The sequence below is a fragment of the Flavobacterium sp. MMLR14_040 genome (assembly GCF_033657265.1).
Classification (GTDB): Bacteria; Bacteroidota; Bacteroidia; order Flavobacteriales; family Flavobacteriaceae; genus Flavobacterium.
Map to the genome: position 1 here is coordinate 52,494 of NZ_JAWVWO010000024.1, position 21,908 is coordinate 74,401.

Below are 21,908 nucleotides of genomic sequence, written 5' to 3' on the forward strand. Positions count from 1 at the left end.
TTAATTCATAATTGATTACTTAGCATATAATATTAATCGCGTAAAGCAGTTATAATTTCAAATTCTGGACAGCATGACAATCTTTTTTAATTTTTTATGTATTATTAATCCTATTTTTTTTGTTTAAATTTGAATCCTTCTTTAGAGTTATTAATATGACGACACGATTATTTTCCTTCTTTTTCCTTATTCTATCCTTTACTATTCACTCACAATCAACAAAGGAGCTGATTGATGATCTAAATACTATTAATGATCATCAGAAAAAAGTAGAACTCTGTCGGAAAATTGCTTTAAGGCTACAAAAAACCGACTGGGACAGAGCTATAAAATATATTGAATTAGCCGAATCTGAAGCAAGAAAAACAGAAAATTCAGAACTCACGCTGGCGTATGTGTATGTTACGGCAGGAAAAATGTATGCCTCAAAAGAAGTTTTTGATGTAGGTTTGAAATATTATTTTAAAGCGCATGACATTTACAAGCAAAAAAATAATGTTGAAGAATTATCAAAATTAGAAAACAATCTCGCCATTATTTATTCACTTGGGAAAAATAAAGAAAAAGCATTAAAATATTTCTTAAACGTATATCATTATCAAAAGTCTAAGAATGATCGTGTTAAGCTCGTAAAAATTTTAAACAATATTGGTACTTTATATCTAGATAAAAATGCAGATTCTTCTTTATTTTATTACCAAAAGGCTCAAGCCATAAACGCAACGATAAAAGATAATACCTTAAAAATTTATGTCTTTACTAATTTAGCGCGAGCGTATGCATTAAAAAAAGATAAAAAAAATGCTGATTATTATTTCGACCAGGCTTTTACTTTAGTAGATAAACCAATTGATAATACTGTAAAAGCTTTTGTGTATGAGTCTTTTTCACAATATAAATTAAAAGAGAAAAACTACGATGCTGTAATTGTAAATGCAAAAAAGGCATTAGAGTTAGGTAAAGATAATGTTTACAGCTTTTCGGGTTTAAAACTCAATAAAATGCTTTATGAGGTGTATATAAGTACGGCTGATTATAAAAATGCAGTACATTATTTCCAGAAATACAATGCAATCAACGACAGCATTAATGTTGAGGAAAAAGCAGTAAATCTGGAAAGAATTAAATTGGAACAGGATTACAAAGTTCGCACACAAATAAAAGCACTTACAGAACAAAAAAAACTATTTAAGTATTCTGTAGTGGGATTAATATTGGTGGTTGGCATTTTGATTTTAATTATTTTACTCATAAAATACCGAAACAGAAATATTAAAAATCAACTGGAAAAAGAAAAATTAAATACCAAAATGCAAGGGTTAAAAGAAAACCTGAAAGCTAAAAATATGGTTTTGGTAGGGAAGGCAATGTCGGAAATACATCGTACAGACAGCATTAATGAAATCCTTACTGATCTAAAACAAATTAAACTCAAAGCTATTAATAAAGAAATGCAGCAGGCTATTGATATAGTTTTAAAGCGTTTGGAAAAGAATTTAAATACCGATATCTGGAAAGAATTTGAAATAAGTTTTGAACAGGTTCATCAGTCCTTTTTTGATAAACTAAAGAATGATTATCCTTCCCTTACTCCGAAAGACCGAAGATTATGTGCTCTTTTATACCTGGATCTAACAACAAAAGAAATTTCTCAAATTACGGGGCAATCCTTCAAAGGGATCGAAAATTCCAGAACAAGACTGCGGAAAAAATTTGATTTGACCAACGAAAAGGTAAATCTCTCCACTTATCTCAATACATTTTAAGCGTAATAAATTAAAAAAAATAACCCAAACTAATCAGCTGATTTTGTTTGGGTTATTTTTTTTTGAGTGCTTTTTGAGTGATATTTTTTTACCTGTGAGTGTTTTTGTAATAGTGCTTTTTTCAAAAAATAGATAGTGTCCATTCTACATTTACTAAATCGATGCAAATAAATTAGAATGAACGAGAAGAAAAAAAAAGTACCAGCTAAAAGTATAGAGCAGCTTTTGGAAGAGGCAAAAACAAAAAAGGAAATCCTATTAAAGATTCTGGAAAAAATAACAAAAGAAAATCCTGAAGATCAAACTCCAAAATGATTTTAAGAAAAGCACTTTGAATGGCTGCTATACCATTTAAAGTGATTATAACCAAACTAACCATAATATTAATTTTAAATTTAGAAGAATGAACCAAATTTACCTCAAAATCAAGTATTTGTTTGTTTTGTTAAGTTTCTTTGCCTGTTCTGTAGGAATGGCTCAGTCTCCTTTTCAAAGCGTAAAAAAGGATGGTATGAAAATGGCTGTAGATGAGCCAGCACCAAATCAGACAAAAGATCAAGTTAATAAGACAAGTAATGATCCAAATTCTATTCAGAGTAACAATGCCGGTAGTCTTCAAACTCAGGAAGAAGAAAAAATAAACGGTAAAGAACTTTCTAAAGAAGAAAGTGAATCGGTAACAAAACAACTGCAGCAAAGCCAGCAATTATTTGGACAAAAGCTAAATGTTACAGAGAAAACAAATGCACAGGATACTGTGAGCACGAAAGTTAAATCTTTTGCTAAATCTTCAAGTTTAACTGCCAAAAACATATTCGAAGTTAAAAAAGAAGCTTTTGATTTGTCTGCATCAGATAAAATGCAATTAAAATCAATCTCTGATAATCATGGAAGAACCCTGGCTACTTATCAGCAATTGCATAATTCTGTTCCCGTTGAAGGAGCAATTTACAAGGTTAGAGAAAATAAAACCAAAATAGATGCATTTGGCTATACTGCCAAAAAATTGTCTGTAAGCAGCAATTATAAAATAAATGCTGCAACAGCTTTAGAAAATGCACTTAGGAAAGTAAATGCGAAACAATATATTTGGGAAAGTAAAAAATTAGGTGCTTTGCTGGATAAAAATATAAGTGCAAAACCTCAAGGCGAATTGGTTTATGTTGGGCCTAATTTTTCTTCTGAATTAAAGGAATATTACCTCGCATGGAAATTTGATATTTATGCAACAAATCCGCAATCGAGCCAGACTATTTATGTAGATGCAAACTCAGGAAAAATAATTCTTATTATCGACCTAAATCGAGATGCCAGCTTCGAAGGCCAAAGGCTGGGAAGAGGTAAATCAAGATACGCCGGAGATGTAACTTTTAATACCAAACAATATGCTGATGGCTATAGATTAGAAGGTTTGCAAGGAAAATATAATGTACCAATGTATACCATGAACCTGAATCACAATGATCAGGCTTCAGATGAAGTAATTACTGATTTTATTGATGAAGATAATATTTGGAATGAATTGCATAATAAAAATAACGATGAAGTTGCCATTGATATTCATTGGGGTATGCAAAAAACCATAGAATATTATGGCGAGAAATTTGATCGAAATAGTATCGACAACAAAGGAATGACAATTATTGGTCTTGCACATTTAGGCAATAATGTCGAAAATGCTTCATGGACAGGCGGATGGGCACAATTTGGAGATGGTTACGATACGCCTTATGTTGGATTAGGAATTACAGCTCATGAATTAACACATGGTGTAACACGTTTCACGGCGGGTTTAATTTATCAGGGAGAATCAGGCGCTATGAATGAATCTTTCAGTGATATATTTGGTATAGCCGTTGAATTTTATGTTGGAAAAGATAAAAAAGAAAACATTTGGATGTTGGGAAATGAATTGTATTCCCACGGAAGTATGAGAAGTATGTCTAATCCGAAAGCTCAGGGTCAGCCTGACACTTATGGAGGAATAAATTGGGTAAATCCATTAAATATAAGTTACGATAATGGTGGTGTGCACATTAACAGCGGAATCACAAATTATTGGTTTTATCTTTTAAGTGAAGGCGGTCAAGGGGTAAATGACCTAAATAACAGTTACGATGTTAAAGCTATTGGCCTTGCTAAAGTAGAGAAAATAGCCTACATAACGCTTACAGAATATTTATCTCCCTCTTCAAACTTTAGTAATATGCGTCAGGCAACTTTAATGGTTGTGGAAGATTTATACGGTTTAGGTTCTGAAGAGTACAAACAAGTTACCAATGCTTGGAATGCTATTGGTGTTGGAGCTGCTTATGCAGACAAACAAATATCTCTTGTTTCAGTTGAAAAGCCTACTTCCGTGTGTGGTCCTTTAAAAGGCGATGAGCCTTTTTATATTAAAATTAAAAATACCGGATCTACTGTAATTAAAGCTAATGAGACCTTAAATTACAAATTAAGATTGATGACACAAGGTTTTGGTGGTAGATTTAATGTTTTTTACACTAATGACAGTATTATTAGTTTTGATAAAGATCTTAGCATAGGGGAGGAAACGGTTATAAAAATTCAGGAGAATCTTCCTTATGTAATAAGTTTAACTACAGTAAATTATGTAGAAATTAAATTTGATTTTAATCCCGTTACAGAATTTGGATCCAAAAACGGAGTTTCTTTTGTTTCAAATTTACTGGTTCCTCCTGCCCAAAAAGATTTTGACCTTAAACTTACAGGATTAAATCTCCCATCTTATTCGGGCGAAGTTTTATCAGCCAATCATCCATTAGCGGTAACTATTTATAATTTGGGCTGCCAGGATATACCAGCAGGATCTCAGTTAAAAGTGGGATATTTAAATACGCTTTCCGGAAGCGAAACTATCTGGAAAGATATTACATTGCAAACTGTGTTTAAAGGCAATTCAGAAATGACAATTCCTTTAGATAATATCGATTTGTCAGCAGCTGGTCTGTATAACTATGAAGCTTTTGTAACCTATAGTCAAGATCCAATAACTACGAATAACAGTATTACAAATTCGGTTTATAATGGAGTTGTAACTCAATTTCCATATTTTCAGGATTTCGAAAAAACACCAGGTGGTTGGTATTCAAAATCAATACTTACGAATCAAAAATTTGTATGGCAGCAAACTTCCGCGATTTCATTTAGAGATACTAATTCAAAATATTTATGGGGTAGTATAAATTACAATACTCCTGAAAGAATGCCAGCAAATTCTGATTTTACATTAGAATCTCCAATATTTGATTTTACAAATATTACCTCTCCCTATGTTGAGTTTGATATGATTTATTTGTTTTATAAAGGATATGACGGATTAATTGTTGAATATTCTGAAGATAAAGGTCAAAACTGGAAAAAAGCAACTGGTATTAGTTATCCTGAAACTTTACAGTACAATGATTTAATAGTTGGGCCATGGTTTACAGGAATTAATAATGTTACAGATAAAAAACCAATCGGAATACGTTTAAATGAGCTTGCAGGTAAAAAGGCTGCTATTCGTTTTCGAGTAGTTACAGATAGTTATGCCAATAACTTTTTAGGTGCTTTTATAGATAACATTCGTGTAAGTAATGCACCTTATGATTTAGAAATTGCAGATGTAAAATTAGACGCCGGAAGTTGTACTGTTAATAATGATAATATAACCATTAGGGCAAAGATCATTAATAATTTTACAACCGTTAAAGAGCAGGTTAACGTAACGGTTAAAATTCTTGATAAGGAAAAAAACGAAGTTTTTTCTAATACCGAAAAAGTTGCCTTAGCATTTACAAAATATAGAGATACACTAACATATTCTGTTTCAAATATTAATTTAAAAAGTATTGGCGAAAATACAGTAACAGTTTCGGTTTTTCCTGAAGATATAACTCAGGACGTTAAGCCAGAAAATAATTCGGTAGTATTTTATTATGATAATTGGGACAATAAAGATATGAAAGAATCCAAACTTCCATACACAATGGATTTTGAAGATGTGACCCAATACAAAGGATGGAGAACATCTGAAAACAATAATAGCGGAGGATGGAAATACGGAACAAGTAAAGAGTTAGGCTCTCCGGGTTGGTTTTTACAAGGTCATGAGCATTTTATGGCAAGTAATGATGATAAATGTAATTGTGACGCATCAAACGATATGTTGATTTCTCCAGTGTTTGATTTAAGCAATTATAAAGAAGCACATTTATCATTTGATGGTTTTGGAGACGGGCAAAGACTTTCAGACGGATATGTAAAAGTAAGTACAGACGGAGGTAAAACCTGGGAAGAGGTATTTAAAATGTCTTATATCAATAATTGGATAGAATATCACGTAGATTTAACCCCTTATGCCGGAAAATCTTGTGTTCTTGTAGCATTTGTACATGATGATAACGGATTGTTTGCCAATGGTTTTGCAGTAGATAATATTAAAATTAAAGATACCGCAGATTATTTGCAGCTCTCCAATTTAAGTGTAGCAGAAAATGTATACGAAGATGCTCCATCACACCAATTTTTTATAAGTGCAAAAAATTTATCTTATAGTACAGTTAATAAAGCAACTATTGAATACCAAATTAGTCAAAATAGTCAAGCTGTAGGAGAACCAATTGTGCTAGAAAGAAATGATCAGGTATTGAGATATCAAACTATTGTTTATACAGTAGACGGTATACCGCAGTTACCAGCAGGAAATTATGATATAACTGTAAAAGTAATTGCAGAAGGACAACCAAAAGCACTTGCAGAAACCCTTACAGGAGCCTTTCAGGTTTTGGAAAAAGCACCAGTTTTAGATGTTGAAACTTTTTCTACTATAGCAGCGGGATCGATATTTGGATCAAAAGGATTTGCTTCCAATCAAAGTGATGAAAATTATCCATGGCGAGCAGTTGTTAAACCGGATAATGTAAATCTGGCTCTTCCTAAAAAAGATCATACAGGCGATATTGCTGCGCAAATGCTTTACAATCAGCTGGAAGGTTATGCCGCTTATGGAGAATTAATCTCTCCGATGTATAACTTATCCGAAAACACAACTGCTTTAGAATTTTATTACGGACTTGAAAGTAATTATAATAATGCCTTTATCATAGATGTTAAAACCACAGGAGGTGGATGGAATGAAATATGGAGAGTCTCTAAACAAGGAAATTATAAAGACACTGAATGGCAAAAAGGAATAGTAAACTTAAGTAAATATGCAGGTAAATCTGTAATGCTGCGATTTAGACATGTCAAAGAAGGCGGATATTCTTATATGGTTTTAGATGATTTAAAAGTAATCACTGATCCTGTTTTAGATTTATCTGTACAGATATTGTCGCCAAAAGATGTTTGTGGCGGATCTGAAGTTAAAGTTAAGCTAACCAATGAAGGACAAATTCCAATTCAGGAAAAGGCAATTCAATTAAATCTGGAATATATCAATACAAATGAAACTATTTCAGAAGTGATTGAAGCAGCAATTCCTGCAGGTGAAAGCATAGAATATATTTTAAAACAACAGCCTAAACTTGATATAAGCGGTGATTCTCATGTGTTTAATGTTATTGCAAAATTAGATAATGACCTTATTCCACAAAACAATGAAATAAAAAACTATATCTATCAAGAGGTAGCAGGAGATTTCAAAATATTTGATAACGCAGTAATTCATGGATATGAAGGTAAGAGTTTGTACATCGATGCAGCAACGAATTTTAGAGCTAATAAATTACAAGTAGTTTCCTATAAGTGGAATACAGGTGATGTTTCTAAGGGTATAGAAATCAATAAAGCAGGAGATTATACGGTAACATTAGTAATGAAAAATGGCTGTACACTGACAGAAACCATTACTGCAAAATTTGATACGTTCGAGTCTGAATTGGAAAGTGGAGACCAATGCGGCCCTCAGGTTGTTTTGTCTCCGGGAGAATACAAATCTTACGAATGGTTTGACGGCTCAACAGAACCAACTCTTACAATAACAGAAAGTGGAGATTATTATGTAACGGTTTATAATGAAAATGGCATTGGTAAAATTTTCAATACTAGCATATCAATTCTTGAAAATACATTGCCTGAGATTCAGGTTGTAGGGAATAAAAAATTAACGGCATCGGCCGACGCTGTTTCGTACCAATGGTTTTTAAATGAAAGACCGATACCAAATGCAACCGAAAAATCTATAATTACAATCTGGGAAGGAAATTACAGCCTTCAGGTAACGAATGGTAATGGATGTAGTAGTCTTTCAACACCATTTGATTCAAGGGGAATGCTTGTTGGAAAAATAACGAATCCTTTTAGGTTATTTCCTAATCCGGCAATTGATACGGTAAATATCTTTTTGGCAGATAATGTACAAGGAGAAACACAAATCAATATTTATGCAATGGATGGTAAAGTACTGTGGAATAAAACGTATGCAAATATTCCGTCAAATATAAATGTAAGCGAATTAAAGTCGGGAGTTTATGTTTTAGACTGTATCATAAATGGCAAAAAATATACAGCCAAAATCATTAAGAAGTAACAGAATTACAGATAGATAAGGTAGCTCTCATTTATGAGAGTTACCATTCTTAACAAAGAAATACTATGAAAAAATACATACTAATTTTGAGCGCACTTTTTTTTGGTGTGACAGTTATGGGACAAACCGACAAAGTAAAAACAGGTGTAAAGGCAGGTTTAAATATCTCAGACCTTACTGTTGACGAAGGCGAATTGAATTCATCAGGTAAAACAGGATTTACCGCAGGAATTATGGTCGAAATTCCTATGGCGAAAAATTTTTCTCTTCAACCTGAATTGTTATACAGTCAACAAGGAACAAAAATTACTTTTTCTGATGAAGAAGTAACAAATTCCCATTATAAAAGCACTATTGAACTGAACTATTTAAATATTCCCGTAATGTTAAAATATTACATAATAAAAGGATTAAGTGTGCAAGCCGGACCTCAAATAGGAATATTATTGAAAGCAAATAATAAATATCACGATAACTTTTTGGGTTATGAAAATCAAGAAAGTTTTAATCTAAAAGAGTATTCTAGCGGCATAGATACTTCTGTAAACTTCGGTTTGGGATATCAATTAAAAAATAAATTTTATACTGATGTAAGATATAATATTTCTTATTCTAATGTATTTAAAGACGGAGATGCAAATCATTTCATCGATAATAATATGAAAAACAAAGTTTTTCAAATAACGTTTGGTTATTTTTTACAATAATTCATTTTTCATTTTTGTTGAAAAGGAAGCCGTCTCGTTTGAGATAGCTTCTTTTTTTTTATAATTACAATTTTCATTACGATCGAATAGTACAATATTGTAACAGGGATATTAGACAAAAGAATTAAAATTTTAACCGCTATGTCTTTTCTGTGTTCAGTGAGTTCAATAAACTTATCAATAAGATGAAATAACATGATCGTGTTAGCAAGTATTGCCGCAGTAACAAACGGAAAAGCGATAATTAAAACATTCGAACTTCCGTTGCTAACAATATAAAGTACAAATAAAATAGTACTCACAATAAAACTGCCAATTGCTAATTCTGTCGATTGATTTTCTTCAAAAGGTTTTTCAGTTGTTTTCATAAATTAAATTTTAAAAGTTTCTTGAATAGATTGAACAGGGATTAACAGCATTTTTGAAAAATCCAGATAATGGAAGGGAAGAGCCTGTTTCCCCCTTTTAAATTGCTGAAAAAAATAATTGATATGGTGCAAATAAAAAGGAGTGCCCGAAAGAATAACCATAAATAGATACAAGCTTCTTTTACCGTTTCCTAAAAGATAATATTGCATTCCGATTTCATCAGCGACCGAAATCCCTGTGTTTGTTAAAACATGAATAATGTCGTGATCTTCCAGTTTTGGCTGAATATCAAAATGATTTCTGTCTAGAAAATGCCCTAGTTCAAAACCCAGAGAATTTTTAGGATATTGTAATAGTACATCCTTATCAATTTCCCACGGAATACTTTTCTTAAAATATTTTTGATATGGTTTTCTGGAGTATTCATACATTTTCTCTACAATATAATCTTTCATAAAGTAATTTTAAAAGTTCTTTGAAATTCAAAGTAAAATAAGAAATAAAAAAGCTAATTGAGTTTTGAATTAGCTTTGTATGTTTTTAATAAGTATCGATTACTGTTTTTAACAAATTAGAATCAGCAAGGTTAGAGGGGGAGACCACTTTTTCAGTAAGCGGAATATCATTTCCGTATCTTTCCTTTAATATTTTTTGAACTCTTTCATCTTTCAAATTAAAGTCTTTTAATTCCTGTAATGGACACAATTCGATACCGGCTCCGGCTTTATATATTTTCCAGACCAACTCAGAACAGTAAATTCTATTATCCGTCCATTCAAAATAGGCGTCATATTCTTTACCGTTAAATTGCTGTCCATAATCTTTCATCTTTTGTAAAGTATTTGCAGTCAAAACTTTTTCCGCATTTTTCAATCTCTTTACAACATATTTATTTTCTTTTCCATGTTTTATCCATTCATCCAGCAGCGTTATTTTTACGGGCTGAACAGCTTCAAAAACAAATTTCCTGTCGTTGATAAAGAAGATAATTCCGCAATGCGAAAATTTCGAGTTTGTCGCAATTCTCACTGCCTCACATTGTTTAGATTCTGAAGTTTGAAAAATAATATCTCCATCCTGAACTTTATCAAGTAACGTGGTTTGCGGTTTTGTTCCAGAAAACGGGTTATCAGGAAATACCAACGTTGCTACGTACAAAGCACAGCAAAAACTAATTAAAAATGTAGTTCCTAAAAAGATATATTTCATTTTTTTCATGTTTTAGTTTTTGATCTTAAATATACTTATTTCTGCTATTACCAACTTCAATTTTTATCTATAATAAAATCTATTCTTAAAGTACTTTGAATAACAAAGTAAAAGATAAAAAAAATAGTTGCCAAATAAAATGACAACTATTTTTAAATATGTTTTTAAGGAAATATTAGATTCTAAAAATTCCTCCTACGGCAATAATTCTTTGAAAGTACATGAAATGCTGTGAAGCAGAATCTTCATTGCTTACCGTCGTTTTAATATCATGCATGTCAATGTAACCGCCTTTTAACTCGCCCTGAATATAAAAATGCTTGTAAAAAGTTAAGTTAAGTCCCGCTTTTGCAGAAACTCCATAACCCGAAACATGGAAATCATCATGACGATCTTTTCCTAAAAGTTTGGTATTTGTTTTAGGATATAAAACTCCGCCGCCAATACCTTCTGTTAGATTAATCTGAAATTTATCAATATTAGGAAGGTTAAGCCATTTAGAAACGTCATCATGTCTTGAAACTTCCGTATTAATGTAGTTCAAACCATCTGTATGTTCGTACGTAAGGAAGGTTTCGTCTGTAAAATTAACCGGTGTGTTTTTGTAGATACCATTGTGAACAGCACCATCCTGACCTTCTGGTAAATCAACAAATCCTGTAACATTAGCTGTTTGATCCTGTGTCATTACATATTTCATATGGTCTACACCAATTGTAACACTGTAATGATCACTAAAGAAATAACCTAATCTTAAATTCGTTTGCGGAATCGTCATATTCACCGGATTAATATAATCAACATGCCATCCTTTCGGTTTGTCATGCGCGGTCATATTATCAACAGTAAAATTATAGTCTTTTCCTTTAAAAGTTACATCAGATTTAGAGTAACTTTCTCTGTTTCCGCCCCACATAACAAAGAATTTTCCTTTATTGTGTGCTGCATATTTTTCTTGTATTGCAATTTCTTCCTGAGCAAACATGTTTACAGCAAAACACATTAGGAAGAAAGGCAAGAATAAAAATTTATTTTTCAATTATTGTTTATTAGAATGAATTAACTGTTTTTCTGATAGCAACCAATTTTGTCATCAGACCTTCAAAATAGTCTAAATGCAGCATATTGGCACCATCACTTTTTGCATTAGCAGGGTCAAAATGAGTTTCGATAAAAATACCGTCAACACCCACAGCAATACCCGCTTTGGCAACAGTTTCAATCATATCTGGTCTTCCGCCCGTAACACCGGCAGTTTGGTTAGGCTGTTGTAACGAGTGCGTTACATCAAGAACCGTAGTTGCATATTGTTGCATAGTAGGAATTCCTCTGTAATCAACAATCATGTCCTGGTAACCAAACATAGTACCACGGTCTGTAACCATAACATTCTCATTATGACAGTCCAATACTTTTTGTACAGCATGTTTCATACTTTCAGGACTCATAAATTGTCCTTTTTTCAGGTTTACCACTTTTCCAGTATTAGCTGCAGCCACAACAAGATCTGTCTGGCGTACAAGAAAAGCCGGAATTTGTAAAACATCTACATATTGCGCAGCCATATCAGCATCTTCATTAGTATGAATATCGGTTACGGTTGGAATATGAAAAGTTTCTGAAACTTTTCTTAAAATTTTTAATGCTTTTTCGTCACCAATTCCAGAAAAACTATCAATTCTCGAACGGTTTGCTTTTTTAAATGATCCTTTAAATACATAAGGAATCTGAAGTTTGTCGGTAATACCAACTAATTTTTCAGCAATTCTGAGAGCCATTTCTTCTCCTTCAATAGCGCAAGGTCCCGCCAATAAAAAGAAATTCCCACTATCAGTATGCTTAATTTGTGGAATATGTTGTATGTTCATAATATGATTTTTTGACAGTGCAAAGGTAGTTATGATTTATGAATAGCAGATGAAGATTTAAGATTATTTTAAGAGGCTTCCCGATAACTATCGGGACTGCTCGCTACAATATTTTTCTCCAAATCCTTTTTTTCCAGGTCTTTGCAGGAGCTTCCTCTAGTTGCTCTGCAAAAAACCAGAAAAAACAGGCTTTCACAAAAAATGATTTTCGCTGCTATCAGGGCTAGAATTGTAGTGGAATTATGGGATTTGATGAGGAATATCTCTTCAAAACAGTCCTTTAATTATACCTTCAAATTAAATTCGGTTTCCAAAATAGTATCCAATTGATCATCTTCAAAAGAAATAATTTCAGCAATCCCGTTTGTCACAGATTTTAAAGAATTTTTAGATAATATTTTTTTGCCCAACGGATTTTGTAAAACCACAATTAATTTTTGAGTAAAAACCGAGTCCGGATGAGAGTAATTGTAATAATTGGCAGTTTTAAAATCGATCCATCTTTGTGGAGTCAAATCAAACGAATACAAATTAGACCATTCTTTTCCGATCAGAATTTGCAACAAAAATTCATTTTCCTCTGTTTTCACCAAGTTAAAAGTATCAGAACCATGCTGAATTTCACTTCCAATTTCGCTCAGTTTTAAAGGTTCTCTAATACTGTTTCCGCCAAACCCCAAATCAATCAGATATTCTTCATTTTCGATTGTAGCGATTATAGCCAAATGTGTTTTAGCATTCGGATCGGGATTGACCAAAGGGCGAACCGCAATATAATAATGTGGAAGACCAATTTCCTGAAGCATTAACGAAAATATACCATTAATTTGATAGCAATATCCACCACGATTTTTATTCACAATTTGGTTTACAATATCATCACCAATTAAGGAAATTGCTTTACCCGCCTGTACATCAATATTTTCAAAAGGCACACTAAATATCTGGCTCTGCATCAATTTCTTTATTCCTTCTAAATTCAATTTGATTTCCCCTTCAAAATGGATTCTCTTTAAATATTGCTGTAAATCGAAACTAGGCGCTTTAATTTTATGATTATTTTTTAATTGTTCCATTTTTAATTTTTTGTATTATATCAATACAATCAAAATTAAGGCATTTATGGAAGTAAAGAGATAATTTAACTTATTTTTCGGTCATTTAAATAGAAAATTTCTGCTTACAGACACGAGCAAGAGTCTCAATTGTCACCCTTATTAAGATTGCTTTTATTACGATTACAATACTATTTTTCGTTTAGAATTTCTTGTATCGTATTATAGACTTCAACTATTGTTTTTTTATTTTTATTATTTTGGTGATATAGAAGAGAAGAATAAATGGTTAAATCCTGATTATTTGAGTTGCATGTGATTATATTGTCTTTCTTCATAATAATCTCAGTTAAATCACTTTTTTGATACCATCTATTAAAGACATTAAATCTTTTGGTTCCTTTGTTATCTTTATCGTCACAAATATAAATCATTGAATTTTGTGAATTAATAAAAAACAATCTCACTATTTCCTGAATAGTAGCAAAAACTCTAGTATCTAGTTTTTCTAATTTGTTACTAACTTTTTCAATAATTATTTGAAAAATATTATCTATTTCCAGACCGGAAACAGCACTAAAAGTTTCATCCCTTATAAATGCAACTCGATATTCTATTGTGTTTTTTGTTATGAAATAATAGAATTGAGAATTATCTTTAAGATAATAATTATAGGGGATTGACAAGAGAAATTCCTTTTTGTTTTAAATCCTCAATGGAAGTTTTGTCTTTCAAAAATAATTGTACAGCATTTTTATCAGCAATCATTTTAGTCAATGATCTTAATGCTTTTTCTTTATTTATTGTAATCTTTTTCATACTGCAAATTTAGAAATAAGATTTGATTAAAATTATATTTTATTGAATTTTGTTACAAATTAAAACAAAATCTATTCCTTCTTCAAACTCAATCCCATAGGAACCATCAAGATTCCTTTCTCATAAATATTCAAATAAAGTATAACAGGTTTTTTTTGACCTTCCCATTTTAATTCATAAACATTTAGGAATCCAGCGCCCATATCGCTTCGTTTGGTTGGGAAGGGGCAACAGGTTTCTAATCTTGAATATGTGATTTTCTCACCATTTGGTCCGGCTAAAGCATTCAGGAAACGAGTTTCGTTTAAAGCCTCGTCTCTCGTATTTCTGAAAAAAATATTGATCGGATAATCGGGATCATAACCGTACTTTTTGTCTTTACTAAAAAGCGTAATAGCAAAAGTATTGTCTTTCTTTAAAACTAAATCCGGAGCATTGTCATCTACATTTTTCAAAGTCGATTTAGTACTTATACACGAAGTTGCAGTTATAAGTAAAATGATAAAAAAAGCTATTTTTTTCATGGTTTATGATATTAGTCGTACAAATGTAAAAGGTTTTTATGCCACAAATTTCACGAATTTCCACAATTTTTAATTTATTTGAAAATTAATTAGTTAGTTGCAGAGTAAAAAAATAAAATCTGCCTAATCTGTAAAATCTATGCGCAAAACAAACCAGTTAATCTGCCTTTTTTGGATTCATTTTTACTATACCATCAACAATCAGATATTGTGCCACAAGATAAGTAACCATAATAAAAAACGAACCTTTTTGTATTGGAATATAAAACTTATTAATGGCCAGAATACTATCAGAAACGACAAAAATAACAGCGCCGTAAAAAACATATTTGTTTCCTGGTTTCGACCAGCTTAAAAAACCATTAAAAGCAAATAAAAGCATAGTTGAAATGACAAATGCATAAATGATAACAGGTACTTTTAAAGTGCCTAAAGTAGGCAGTAAAAAAGAAATCATTCCCACGACATAAAGTAAAATAATAAGACATCCAATTCTAAAAACTATATTGTTTCTAATTTCAACGGTTTTTTGTTTGTTAAAAAGTGTACAATATATGAGATGGGAAATCAGAAAAGAAGCCAAGGCCACAATAAAATAAATTTCGGCAATATCTGCAAATAATAAAACAATATCGCCAACCCATGAAAACGCTAAAGCAGTTAAAAGTGAATTTCGAGATGGAAATCTTTTGTAAGCATAAACCGCAAAAGCTAGTAACGGAATCAAAGTAGGTTTTAAATATAAATCCAAATATTCATATCCAAAAAGTTGCACAAGCAAATAAATAAGGCTGATAAAAAAATAAATTTTAAAAAATAAGGTGTGTTTCATAGGGGGGTCATGAATTAAGTGTTAAACCGGGGGAAGTTTTAAAATCTATAGCTACAAAATAAATTGTTGCTATAAACGAAAAACTTAAAAAACTTAAAATGATGTAATTTGCAAATGGAAAAATCTGGTTTAGCCCAAACCAATCGCCATAATAAGAAATGATTGCAATGACAATTACAAAACGGAAACCTTCCCAAAAAATTGCATATTTACTTTTGTCCATTAATTCACTATAACTGTAAATCGTTATCAGGATAAAAAAGCCATAAACAAATATATTGGGCAAACCAATTTTGGCAATATTATCAAATAAATAGGTAACAAACAAAAGTATAATCAACATTTGGGCAACTGACCAATAAACTAGTTTTTGTGAATTTTGAGTTCCGTATTTTTCAAAATCATACACATTTTCAATTTTATGTACAGGATATTTTTCTTCAAAATTTTCTGGTCGCCAGCCTGTTGGTTTAAACCAAATGGTCAATTTATCTTTCCAGCTTTCAGCACGCCAGGCATCTTTGATTAATAAAGTAAGATGTTGGAAATTGATCTTAATCGGATTCCAGGTTTGCGCTGGTCTTGTAATGCCAAATACAGGCGGAACATCATCCATTTCTGCCTGAAAAGTACCAAAAAGTTTATCCCAAAAAATAAAGATCTGCGAATGGTTTTTGTCTAAATATTCGGGATTTATAGCATGATGTACACGATGATGCGATGGAGTAACCAAAATGTGTTCTATAAAACCCATTTTTTTGATATGTTTGGTATGATACCAAAATTGTAAAAACAAATGCAGTGGCAAAGTAATAGCGATCACCGTGGCCGGAACGCCCAATAATGCAGCAGGAATCAGTAAAAAAGTAAATAAATTAACCAGACTCGCAATAGGCTGGCGTAAAGCACAGGCAAGGTTAAATTCTTCACTGCTGTGATGAATTGCATGTTTATTCCAAAGAAAATTAATTTGATGTGCTAGTCTGTGGCTCCAATATCCGTAAAAATCAATAACGAAAAATGCGATGCAGTAGGCGAGAACATTGGCTTCAAGATGGAAAACGGCAATTTTAGAAACCAGCCATTCGTATGAAATAAAAGTCAGGCTTAAACCCAAAACATCCTTTACAGAATTGGTAATTCCGGAACTGATGCTTGAAACACTGTCAATTAAAGGCGCAGTATCTTCTTTTTTATAGATGCCGTATATTTTTTCAATTATAATTAAAACTAAAAAAATAGGCGTAGCGATAATTAATATCTTTCCGTATTCTTCCATAAAAAAAATGTTATAAAATATTCAAATATAGAATATTTTATAACATTTTTTAAATTATTCACAATTAAACAATCTCTGCGCTAAGTCCTGCTTCTAAAAGCTGTGTACATTGAGGTTTAAGTTTGTCCATCGGACCTGTTTTTACGGTGCATTTTCCGTTGTAATGTACAATTAAAGAACATTGTTCTGCTTGCTCCGGTGTATGATTACAAACGCGCATTAAAGTATCGATAACATGATCAAAAGTATTTACATCGTCGTTATAAACAATGATCTCGTTATTAAAACCTGTCGCTTCTTTCTCGCGAACTCTTTCTCTTACTTTTTCTTTAGTACTCATGTTTTTTAGGTTTTTGTACTGTTTGTAATTACTATCTAATTTACGTATTTTAATGAAACCCAGTTGTTTCTTTGAAATTTTTTAACATAAGTTAAACCCTTTTCAGTGCAGGAAGCATCGATAAACGGAATATCTTCTTCATAGAAACCGCTAAAAAGTATAATTCCTTTTGGGTTTAAAGAATCAACATAACTTTGCATATCATTTAGCAAAATATTACGGTTGATATTGGCAATAATCAAATCGTATTTTTTTCCGGTTAATAAAGCAGCGTCGCCTTCATAAACGGTAATGTGTTTGCAGTTATTGCGTTCAGCATTTTCAATAGAATTCAAATAACACCAGTTGTCAATATCAATAGCATCAATTGGCTGAGCGCCTTTCATTTCGGCCAAAATGGCTAAAATTGCAGTTCCACAGCCCATGTCTAATGTTTTTAAACCTTCAACATTCATTTCTAATAAATGCTGAATCATCATATGCGTTGTTTCATGATGACCGGTTCCAAAACTCATTTTTGGTTCAATTACGATATCAAATTCAGCATTGGTTTTTTCGTGAAAAGGAGCGCGAACGTGGCATTTTCCGTCAACATCAATCGCTTCAAAATTCTTTTCCCATTCTTCGTTCCAGTTTACCTGATCGATTTCTTCAACGGTATATTCAATTTTAAATTCTTCAGATTCTAAAATATAAATGTCATCCAGAATATTCTCATCCCACAAATCTTTTTTTACATAAGCCGAAATTCCGGTTTCTGTTTCTGTAAAAGTTTCAAATGCTTTTTCGCCTAATTCAGCAATTAAAATTTCTGATCCGGGTTCTTTCGGTTCAATCGTAAAATGATATCCTAAATATATATTCGACATAAATAATTTTTTTGCAAAGGTAAGAATCCAAAGTTGAAGTTCTTTAAAAATAAATCATATTCTCAAGAAGATTAATGTTAATTTTGATTCAAATTTGAATAGGTTTTAAATATGAAGAGTATCATTTTTATTTTGCTTTTTGCGGTCTTAAATGGAGCAGGCTGCGAGAACGAACACGAAGTTGTCAGGTCATTTTGTTATTGGAAAACCGATTTAAATTTTCAGAAAGAAGATGATTCTTTAATGAAAGAACTGGATGTAAAACACCTATACGTTCGATTTTTTGACGTCGATTGGAATCCTTATGCCCAAGAACCTTTGCCGGTTGCAACAATTAGCAATGTTAATCTTAATGAAAGCAATCCAGAAATTACACCAAGTATTTTTATTACCAATGAAGTTGTTTTACAATCGAATAAAAAGCAATTGGATAGTCTGGCGTCAAGAATTGCACAGCGCGTTAATCAAATAGGTGTAAAAATGAACGAAACAAAAGCAGATGTTATTGCAAATGCAATTGTTTACCCCAAAGATTATTACAAGCAAAAAGACTATAAACGAATTAATTACGATTCGGTAAAAGCGTTGGAATTAGCCAAATTAAAAGTTGATTTTAAGGAAATTCTAATTGATTGCGATTGGTCTGAAAAATCGAAAGACAATTATTTTTATTTATTAAAACAAATCAAAAAAGAATTTCCAACAGTGCAAATTTCTTCTACAATCAGACTTTGGCAATATAAATTTGCTTCGAAAGCGGGAATTCCGCCAGTAGATAAAGGTTTGCTGATGTGTTATAATTTGACAAAACCAGACGATTTTAAAACTAAAAATTCGATAGGAACAAGCGAAGAATTAGCGCAATATATTACACACAGCAATTATAAACTCAAACTCGATATTGCTTTGCCGTTATATAGCTGGGCCGTTGTTTTTAGAGGAAATCAGTTTAAAGGCATTCTATCAGATTATGATCAGTTACTCAAAGATTCGATAAAATTGAAAAAATCATCTGAATCAAAATATGTTTTAGAAGATGATGTTTTGGTTGGGCAAACCTATTTGCGAAACGGAGACGAGATTAGAATCGAGAAAATTTCTGAAGAAGAATTAGACAAAATGATTTCGATTATAAAAGATAAAATCAAGATTGATAGTCAAACCAAAGTGACATTTTTTTCTTTTGATAAAAAATACATCAACGATTATGAAACCCAAAATATATCCAGCTATTATGCGCGTTTTTAGTAGTTTACTTTTATTTTTAAGCCTTCAGGTTTCATTTGCCTGCGGATGGAGTGTTTCGCCGGAAACCAGCAGATTAGTATTGTTTAAAGCACAACGAGAAGGTTTTTTTAAACTAACGCCATTTTATTATTCTGCAGATTATTACTATGTAACAAATACAGTTTCGGGTGTAGATCAGGAAGTGAATTGTTTAGAATGGCAGAAGAAATTGGGCAATCAAATTAATCCAAAAGATGTTCATACCATTTTGTACGAAACAGATGCTGAACAATTTGAAAATGCTTTTGAAGCTAAATCACTAAAAAAAGCGTTCGAAAAAAACACTTTTATCGAGGCTTTATTATTGCCAAAAAACAAAGCCTTTTTAAATTATATTTTATTTGCTAAAAAGTTAGAATACAACAGTAATACGGATGTAAAATGGGAATCTTGGGGACAAGTTGGTTATAATAGCAAAGATCATAAACTGGCAGATTTAGAAAATTTTGAAAAGAAAATTAAAACTGCAAAAGATCCCTTTTTAAAACAGCGTTATGCTTTTTTAATTCTCAGATATAGCTTTTATGCTCAGGATAAAAATGAAGTTATTCGCTTGTACGATACTTATTTTGCAGAAAATAAAAATACAATTCTTCAATCTTGGGCTTTGTATTATAAAGCCTTATGTATTGATGATTTGCCTTTGCAGAATTATTTATTGAGTAAAGTTTTTGCGACTTGCGAAGAAAAATCATTTGCCGTTTTGCAGCATTATAATTGGAAATTAACTGCTGAAACTTTGGCTTTGGTCCAAAATAATGAAGAACGAAGTGTGATTTTGTCAATTGAAAGTTTTCGCAATCCGGCTCCAGATTTAAAAACAATCAAAGAAGTTTACGAATTGAGCCCGAATAGTTTGAATTTAAGTTTTTTAATTGGAAGAGAAATAAATAAACTCGAAGACTGGATTTTTACACCGCAATATACCACAAACGGAAGTCCATCGGTTGTGTTTCAAGGAACTGATTGGTACGGAGATTACGCCAATGCAAAAGAAGAAAATTTCAAAAAAGATATTCTGTATTTAAGAGAGTTAGAATATTTTCTGATTGCTATTCGGGAACAAACTTCGGGTGAACAAAAAGAGTATATAACCGCTGCAATTGCACAGCTTTGTTTTATGGATGATGCTATCGAGTTGGGAAAAAAATATACCAATATGATTTCTGATAAAGCCAATGCATCGATACAAATGCAGAAAAATATTCAGTTGGCATTAGTTTCCTTAAAACAAGATGATTTAAAAAACGAAACAGTGAAAAATCAGCTTTTTAAATACTTTGATTCTGTTGAAAATTTAGTTGAAACTGATAACGGATTATTCAAAAACTTATATAGTTTATATAGAATAGCAAGCGGCGAATTCTATAAAAAAAATGATCGCGTTACAGCAGGTTTATTAATGATGAAATCAGACATCAAAAATGAAGGTATTTATTCAGGATATAACAATCCTTATTTCTATATGTACATTGGCTATTTTGAACGAACTGCAACCGTTGAAGATGTTGATAATTTGATTGCATTACAACAAAAAGAAAATAAAACTCCGTTTGAAAAATACATTTGTTCCGGAACAATTGCACCAAATGTTGATTATTACAAAGATCTAAAAGGAACAATTGCTTTTAGAAACAATAATCTCGAATTGGCTTATGAAACCTTTTCAAGCATGCCCAAAGATTTTTGGGAGAAGAATTATTCCTTTACGGATTTTCTAAATGAAAACCCTTTTACACCCAAAATTCTGCAAAAACAAGAAGAACGAAAATTTGATTACCGTTTTAATAAAGCGGAATTTATTGCAAAATTAATTCAGTTAAAAAAGCAAAATACGGCATCAAGCAATCTGCAATTGGCAAATGCCTATTTTAATGTTTCGTATTTAGGAAATTCCTGGATGATGGTGGCCTATGACTGGACATCTGGCGAATCGTATATTGATTATGTTTACGGAGATAATTCTGAACAGGAAAAAACATATCAAAAAGGCAATTATTACAGTTTAACAATGGCAAAAATGTATTATGAAAAAGCCTTGAAAATGTCGAAAAATAAAAATGAAAAAGCTCTGGCAAGTTTAATGATTTTTGAATGTAATTATTACAATCATTATGCTAATATTATTTCTGCCGAAGAAGAAGAAAAAAATCCATTTAGAGCAGGGAAGGAGCTTGCGGATTTTTACTCGCTTTATAAAACAACACCAGTTTTTAAAAAGTACAATTGCCCTTTATTAGAGTCATTTATAAACTAATTTTTTTTTCACCATATAAGTGATATAAGTGAATATAAATTCAGTTTAAAATAGATGCTTAAATAATTTATAGCACATGTAAATATTAGGCATAAAAAAAAAGCGTTCGAAGAACGCTTTTTTTTTATAGTAAAATCTAAAATCTAAAATCTAAAATCTAAAATCTAAAATCTAAAATCTAAAATCTAAAAT

Annotated in this window: 19 protein-coding genes; 6 read left to right on the plus strand and 13 right to left on the minus strand. The window is 31.5% G+C overall.

The window, feature by feature from the left end; translation table 11 throughout:
• Positions 1-155: 155 nt before the first annotated feature.
• The 4 genes from SD960_RS21230 (at position 156) to SD960_RS21245 (ending at position 9,008) form a co-directional block, all read left to right on the plus strand.
• On the plus strand, positions 156-1,766 hold the full coding sequence (locus SD960_RS21230; RefSeq protein WP_318805868.1) for a hypothetical protein: 1,611 nt from the start codon (positions 156-158) through the stop codon (positions 1,764-1,766).
• Positions 1,767-1,943: 177 nt separating this feature from the next.
• A complete protein-coding gene (locus tag SD960_RS21235) occupies positions 1,944-2,081 on the plus strand; it encodes a hypothetical protein (protein WP_318805869.1) in 138 nt (45 codons plus the stop codon).
• Between the two features lie 88 nt (positions 2,082-2,169).
• Complete coding sequence (locus SD960_RS21240) at positions 2,170-8,301, plus strand: M4 family metallopeptidase (protein WP_318805870.1); 6,132 nt, start codon at positions 2,170-2,172, stop codon at positions 8,299-8,301.
• A gap of 65 nt (positions 8,302-8,366) precedes the next feature.
• A complete protein-coding gene (locus SD960_RS21245; RefSeq protein ID WP_318805871.1) occupies positions 8,367-9,008 on the plus strand; it encodes a porin family protein in 642 nt (213 codons plus the stop codon).
• A gap of 8 nt (positions 9,009-9,016) precedes the next feature.
• Here SD960_RS21245 and SD960_RS21250 read toward each other — a convergent pair whose 3' ends face one another.
• The 13 genes from SD960_RS21250 to prmA form a co-directional block, all read right to left on the minus strand.
• Entirely contained in the window at positions 9,017-9,376 is a 360-nt protein-coding gene (locus tag SD960_RS21250; RefSeq protein WP_318805872.1) for a hypothetical protein, read from the minus strand.
• Positions 9,377-9,379: 3 nt separating this feature from the next.
• Positions 9,380-9,832: a hypothetical protein gene (locus SD960_RS21255; protein ID WP_318805873.1), complete on the minus strand. Its 453-nt coding sequence runs from the start codon at positions 9,830-9,832 to the stop codon at positions 9,380-9,382.
• An 85-nt stretch (positions 9,833-9,917) separates the two neighbouring features.
• Positions 9,918-10,586: a YiiX family permuted papain-like enzyme gene (locus tag SD960_RS21260; RefSeq protein WP_318805874.1), complete on the minus strand. Its 669-nt coding sequence runs from the start codon at positions 10,584-10,586 to the stop codon at positions 9,918-9,920.
• A 175-nt stretch (positions 10,587-10,761) separates the two neighbouring features.
• Positions 10,762-11,625: a hypothetical protein gene (locus SD960_RS21265; protein ID WP_318805875.1), complete on the minus strand. Its 864-nt coding sequence runs from the start codon at positions 11,623-11,625 to the stop codon at positions 10,762-10,764.
• A gap of 10 nt (positions 11,626-11,635) precedes the next feature.
• Positions 11,636-12,454, minus strand: coding sequence for a 3-deoxy-8-phosphooctulonate synthase (kdsA, locus tag SD960_RS21270; RefSeq protein WP_318805876.1), 819 nt, complete (start codon positions 12,452-12,454; stop codon positions 11,636-11,638).
• 284 nt (positions 12,455-12,738) lie between these two features.
• Positions 12,739-13,530: an arylamine N-acetyltransferase family protein gene (locus SD960_RS21275; protein WP_318805877.1), complete on the minus strand. Its 792-nt coding sequence runs from the start codon at positions 13,528-13,530 to the stop codon at positions 12,739-12,741.
• 170 nt (positions 13,531-13,700) lie between these two features.
• Positions 13,701-14,195, minus strand: coding sequence for a DUF6169 family protein (locus SD960_RS21280; protein ID WP_318805878.1), 495 nt, complete (start codon positions 14,193-14,195; stop codon positions 13,701-13,703).
• Positions 14,179-14,328, minus strand: a complete 150-nt coding sequence (locus SD960_RS21285) for a hypothetical protein (RefSeq protein ID WP_318805879.1) — start codon at positions 14,326-14,328, stop codon at positions 14,179-14,181. The genes SD960_RS21280 and SD960_RS21285 overlap by 17 nt, the downstream gene beginning before the upstream one ends.
• 71 nt (positions 14,329-14,399) lie before the next feature.
• Positions 14,400-14,852 carry a 2-dehydro-3-deoxyphosphooctonate aldolase gene (locus tag SD960_RS21290; protein ID WP_318805880.1) on the minus strand — a complete coding sequence of 151 codons (453 nt, stop codon included), beginning with the start codon at positions 14,850-14,852 and terminating at the stop codon, positions 14,400-14,402.
• A gap of 157 nt (positions 14,853-15,009) precedes the next feature.
• Positions 15,010-15,684: a lysoplasmalogenase gene (locus tag SD960_RS21295; protein ID WP_318805881.1), complete on the minus strand. Its 675-nt coding sequence runs from the start codon at positions 15,682-15,684 to the stop codon at positions 15,010-15,012.
• A 7-nt stretch (positions 15,685-15,691) separates the two neighbouring features.
• Positions 15,692-16,963: a sterol desaturase family protein gene (locus tag SD960_RS21300; protein WP_318805882.1), complete on the minus strand. Its 1,272-nt coding sequence runs from the start codon at positions 16,961-16,963 to the stop codon at positions 15,692-15,694.
• A gap of 64 nt (positions 16,964-17,027) precedes the next feature.
• Positions 17,028-17,303, minus strand: a complete 276-nt coding sequence (locus tag SD960_RS21305) for an ATP-dependent Clp protease adaptor ClpS (RefSeq protein ID WP_029269514.1) — start codon at positions 17,301-17,303, stop codon at positions 17,028-17,030.
• Between the two features lie 35 nt (positions 17,304-17,338).
• Complete coding sequence (prmA, locus tag SD960_RS21310; RefSeq protein WP_318805883.1) at positions 17,339-18,172, minus strand: 50S ribosomal protein L11 methyltransferase; 834 nt, start codon at positions 18,170-18,172, stop codon at positions 17,339-17,341.
• A gap of 111 nt (positions 18,173-18,283) precedes the next feature.
• Between prmA and SD960_RS21315 the strand changes: the two genes are divergently transcribed.
• Entirely contained in the window at positions 18,284-19,420 is a 1,137-nt protein-coding gene (locus SD960_RS21315; protein ID WP_318805884.1) for a hypothetical protein, read from the plus strand.
• The gene (locus SD960_RS21320) at positions 19,380-21,716 is read left to right on the plus strand and encodes a hypothetical protein (protein WP_318805885.1); all 2,337 of its coding nucleotides are present in this window, start codon (positions 19,380-19,382) and stop codon (positions 21,714-21,716) included. Before SD960_RS21315 ends, SD960_RS21320 begins: the two co-directional genes overlap by 41 nt.
• Positions 21,717-21,908: the final 192 nt, after the last annotated feature.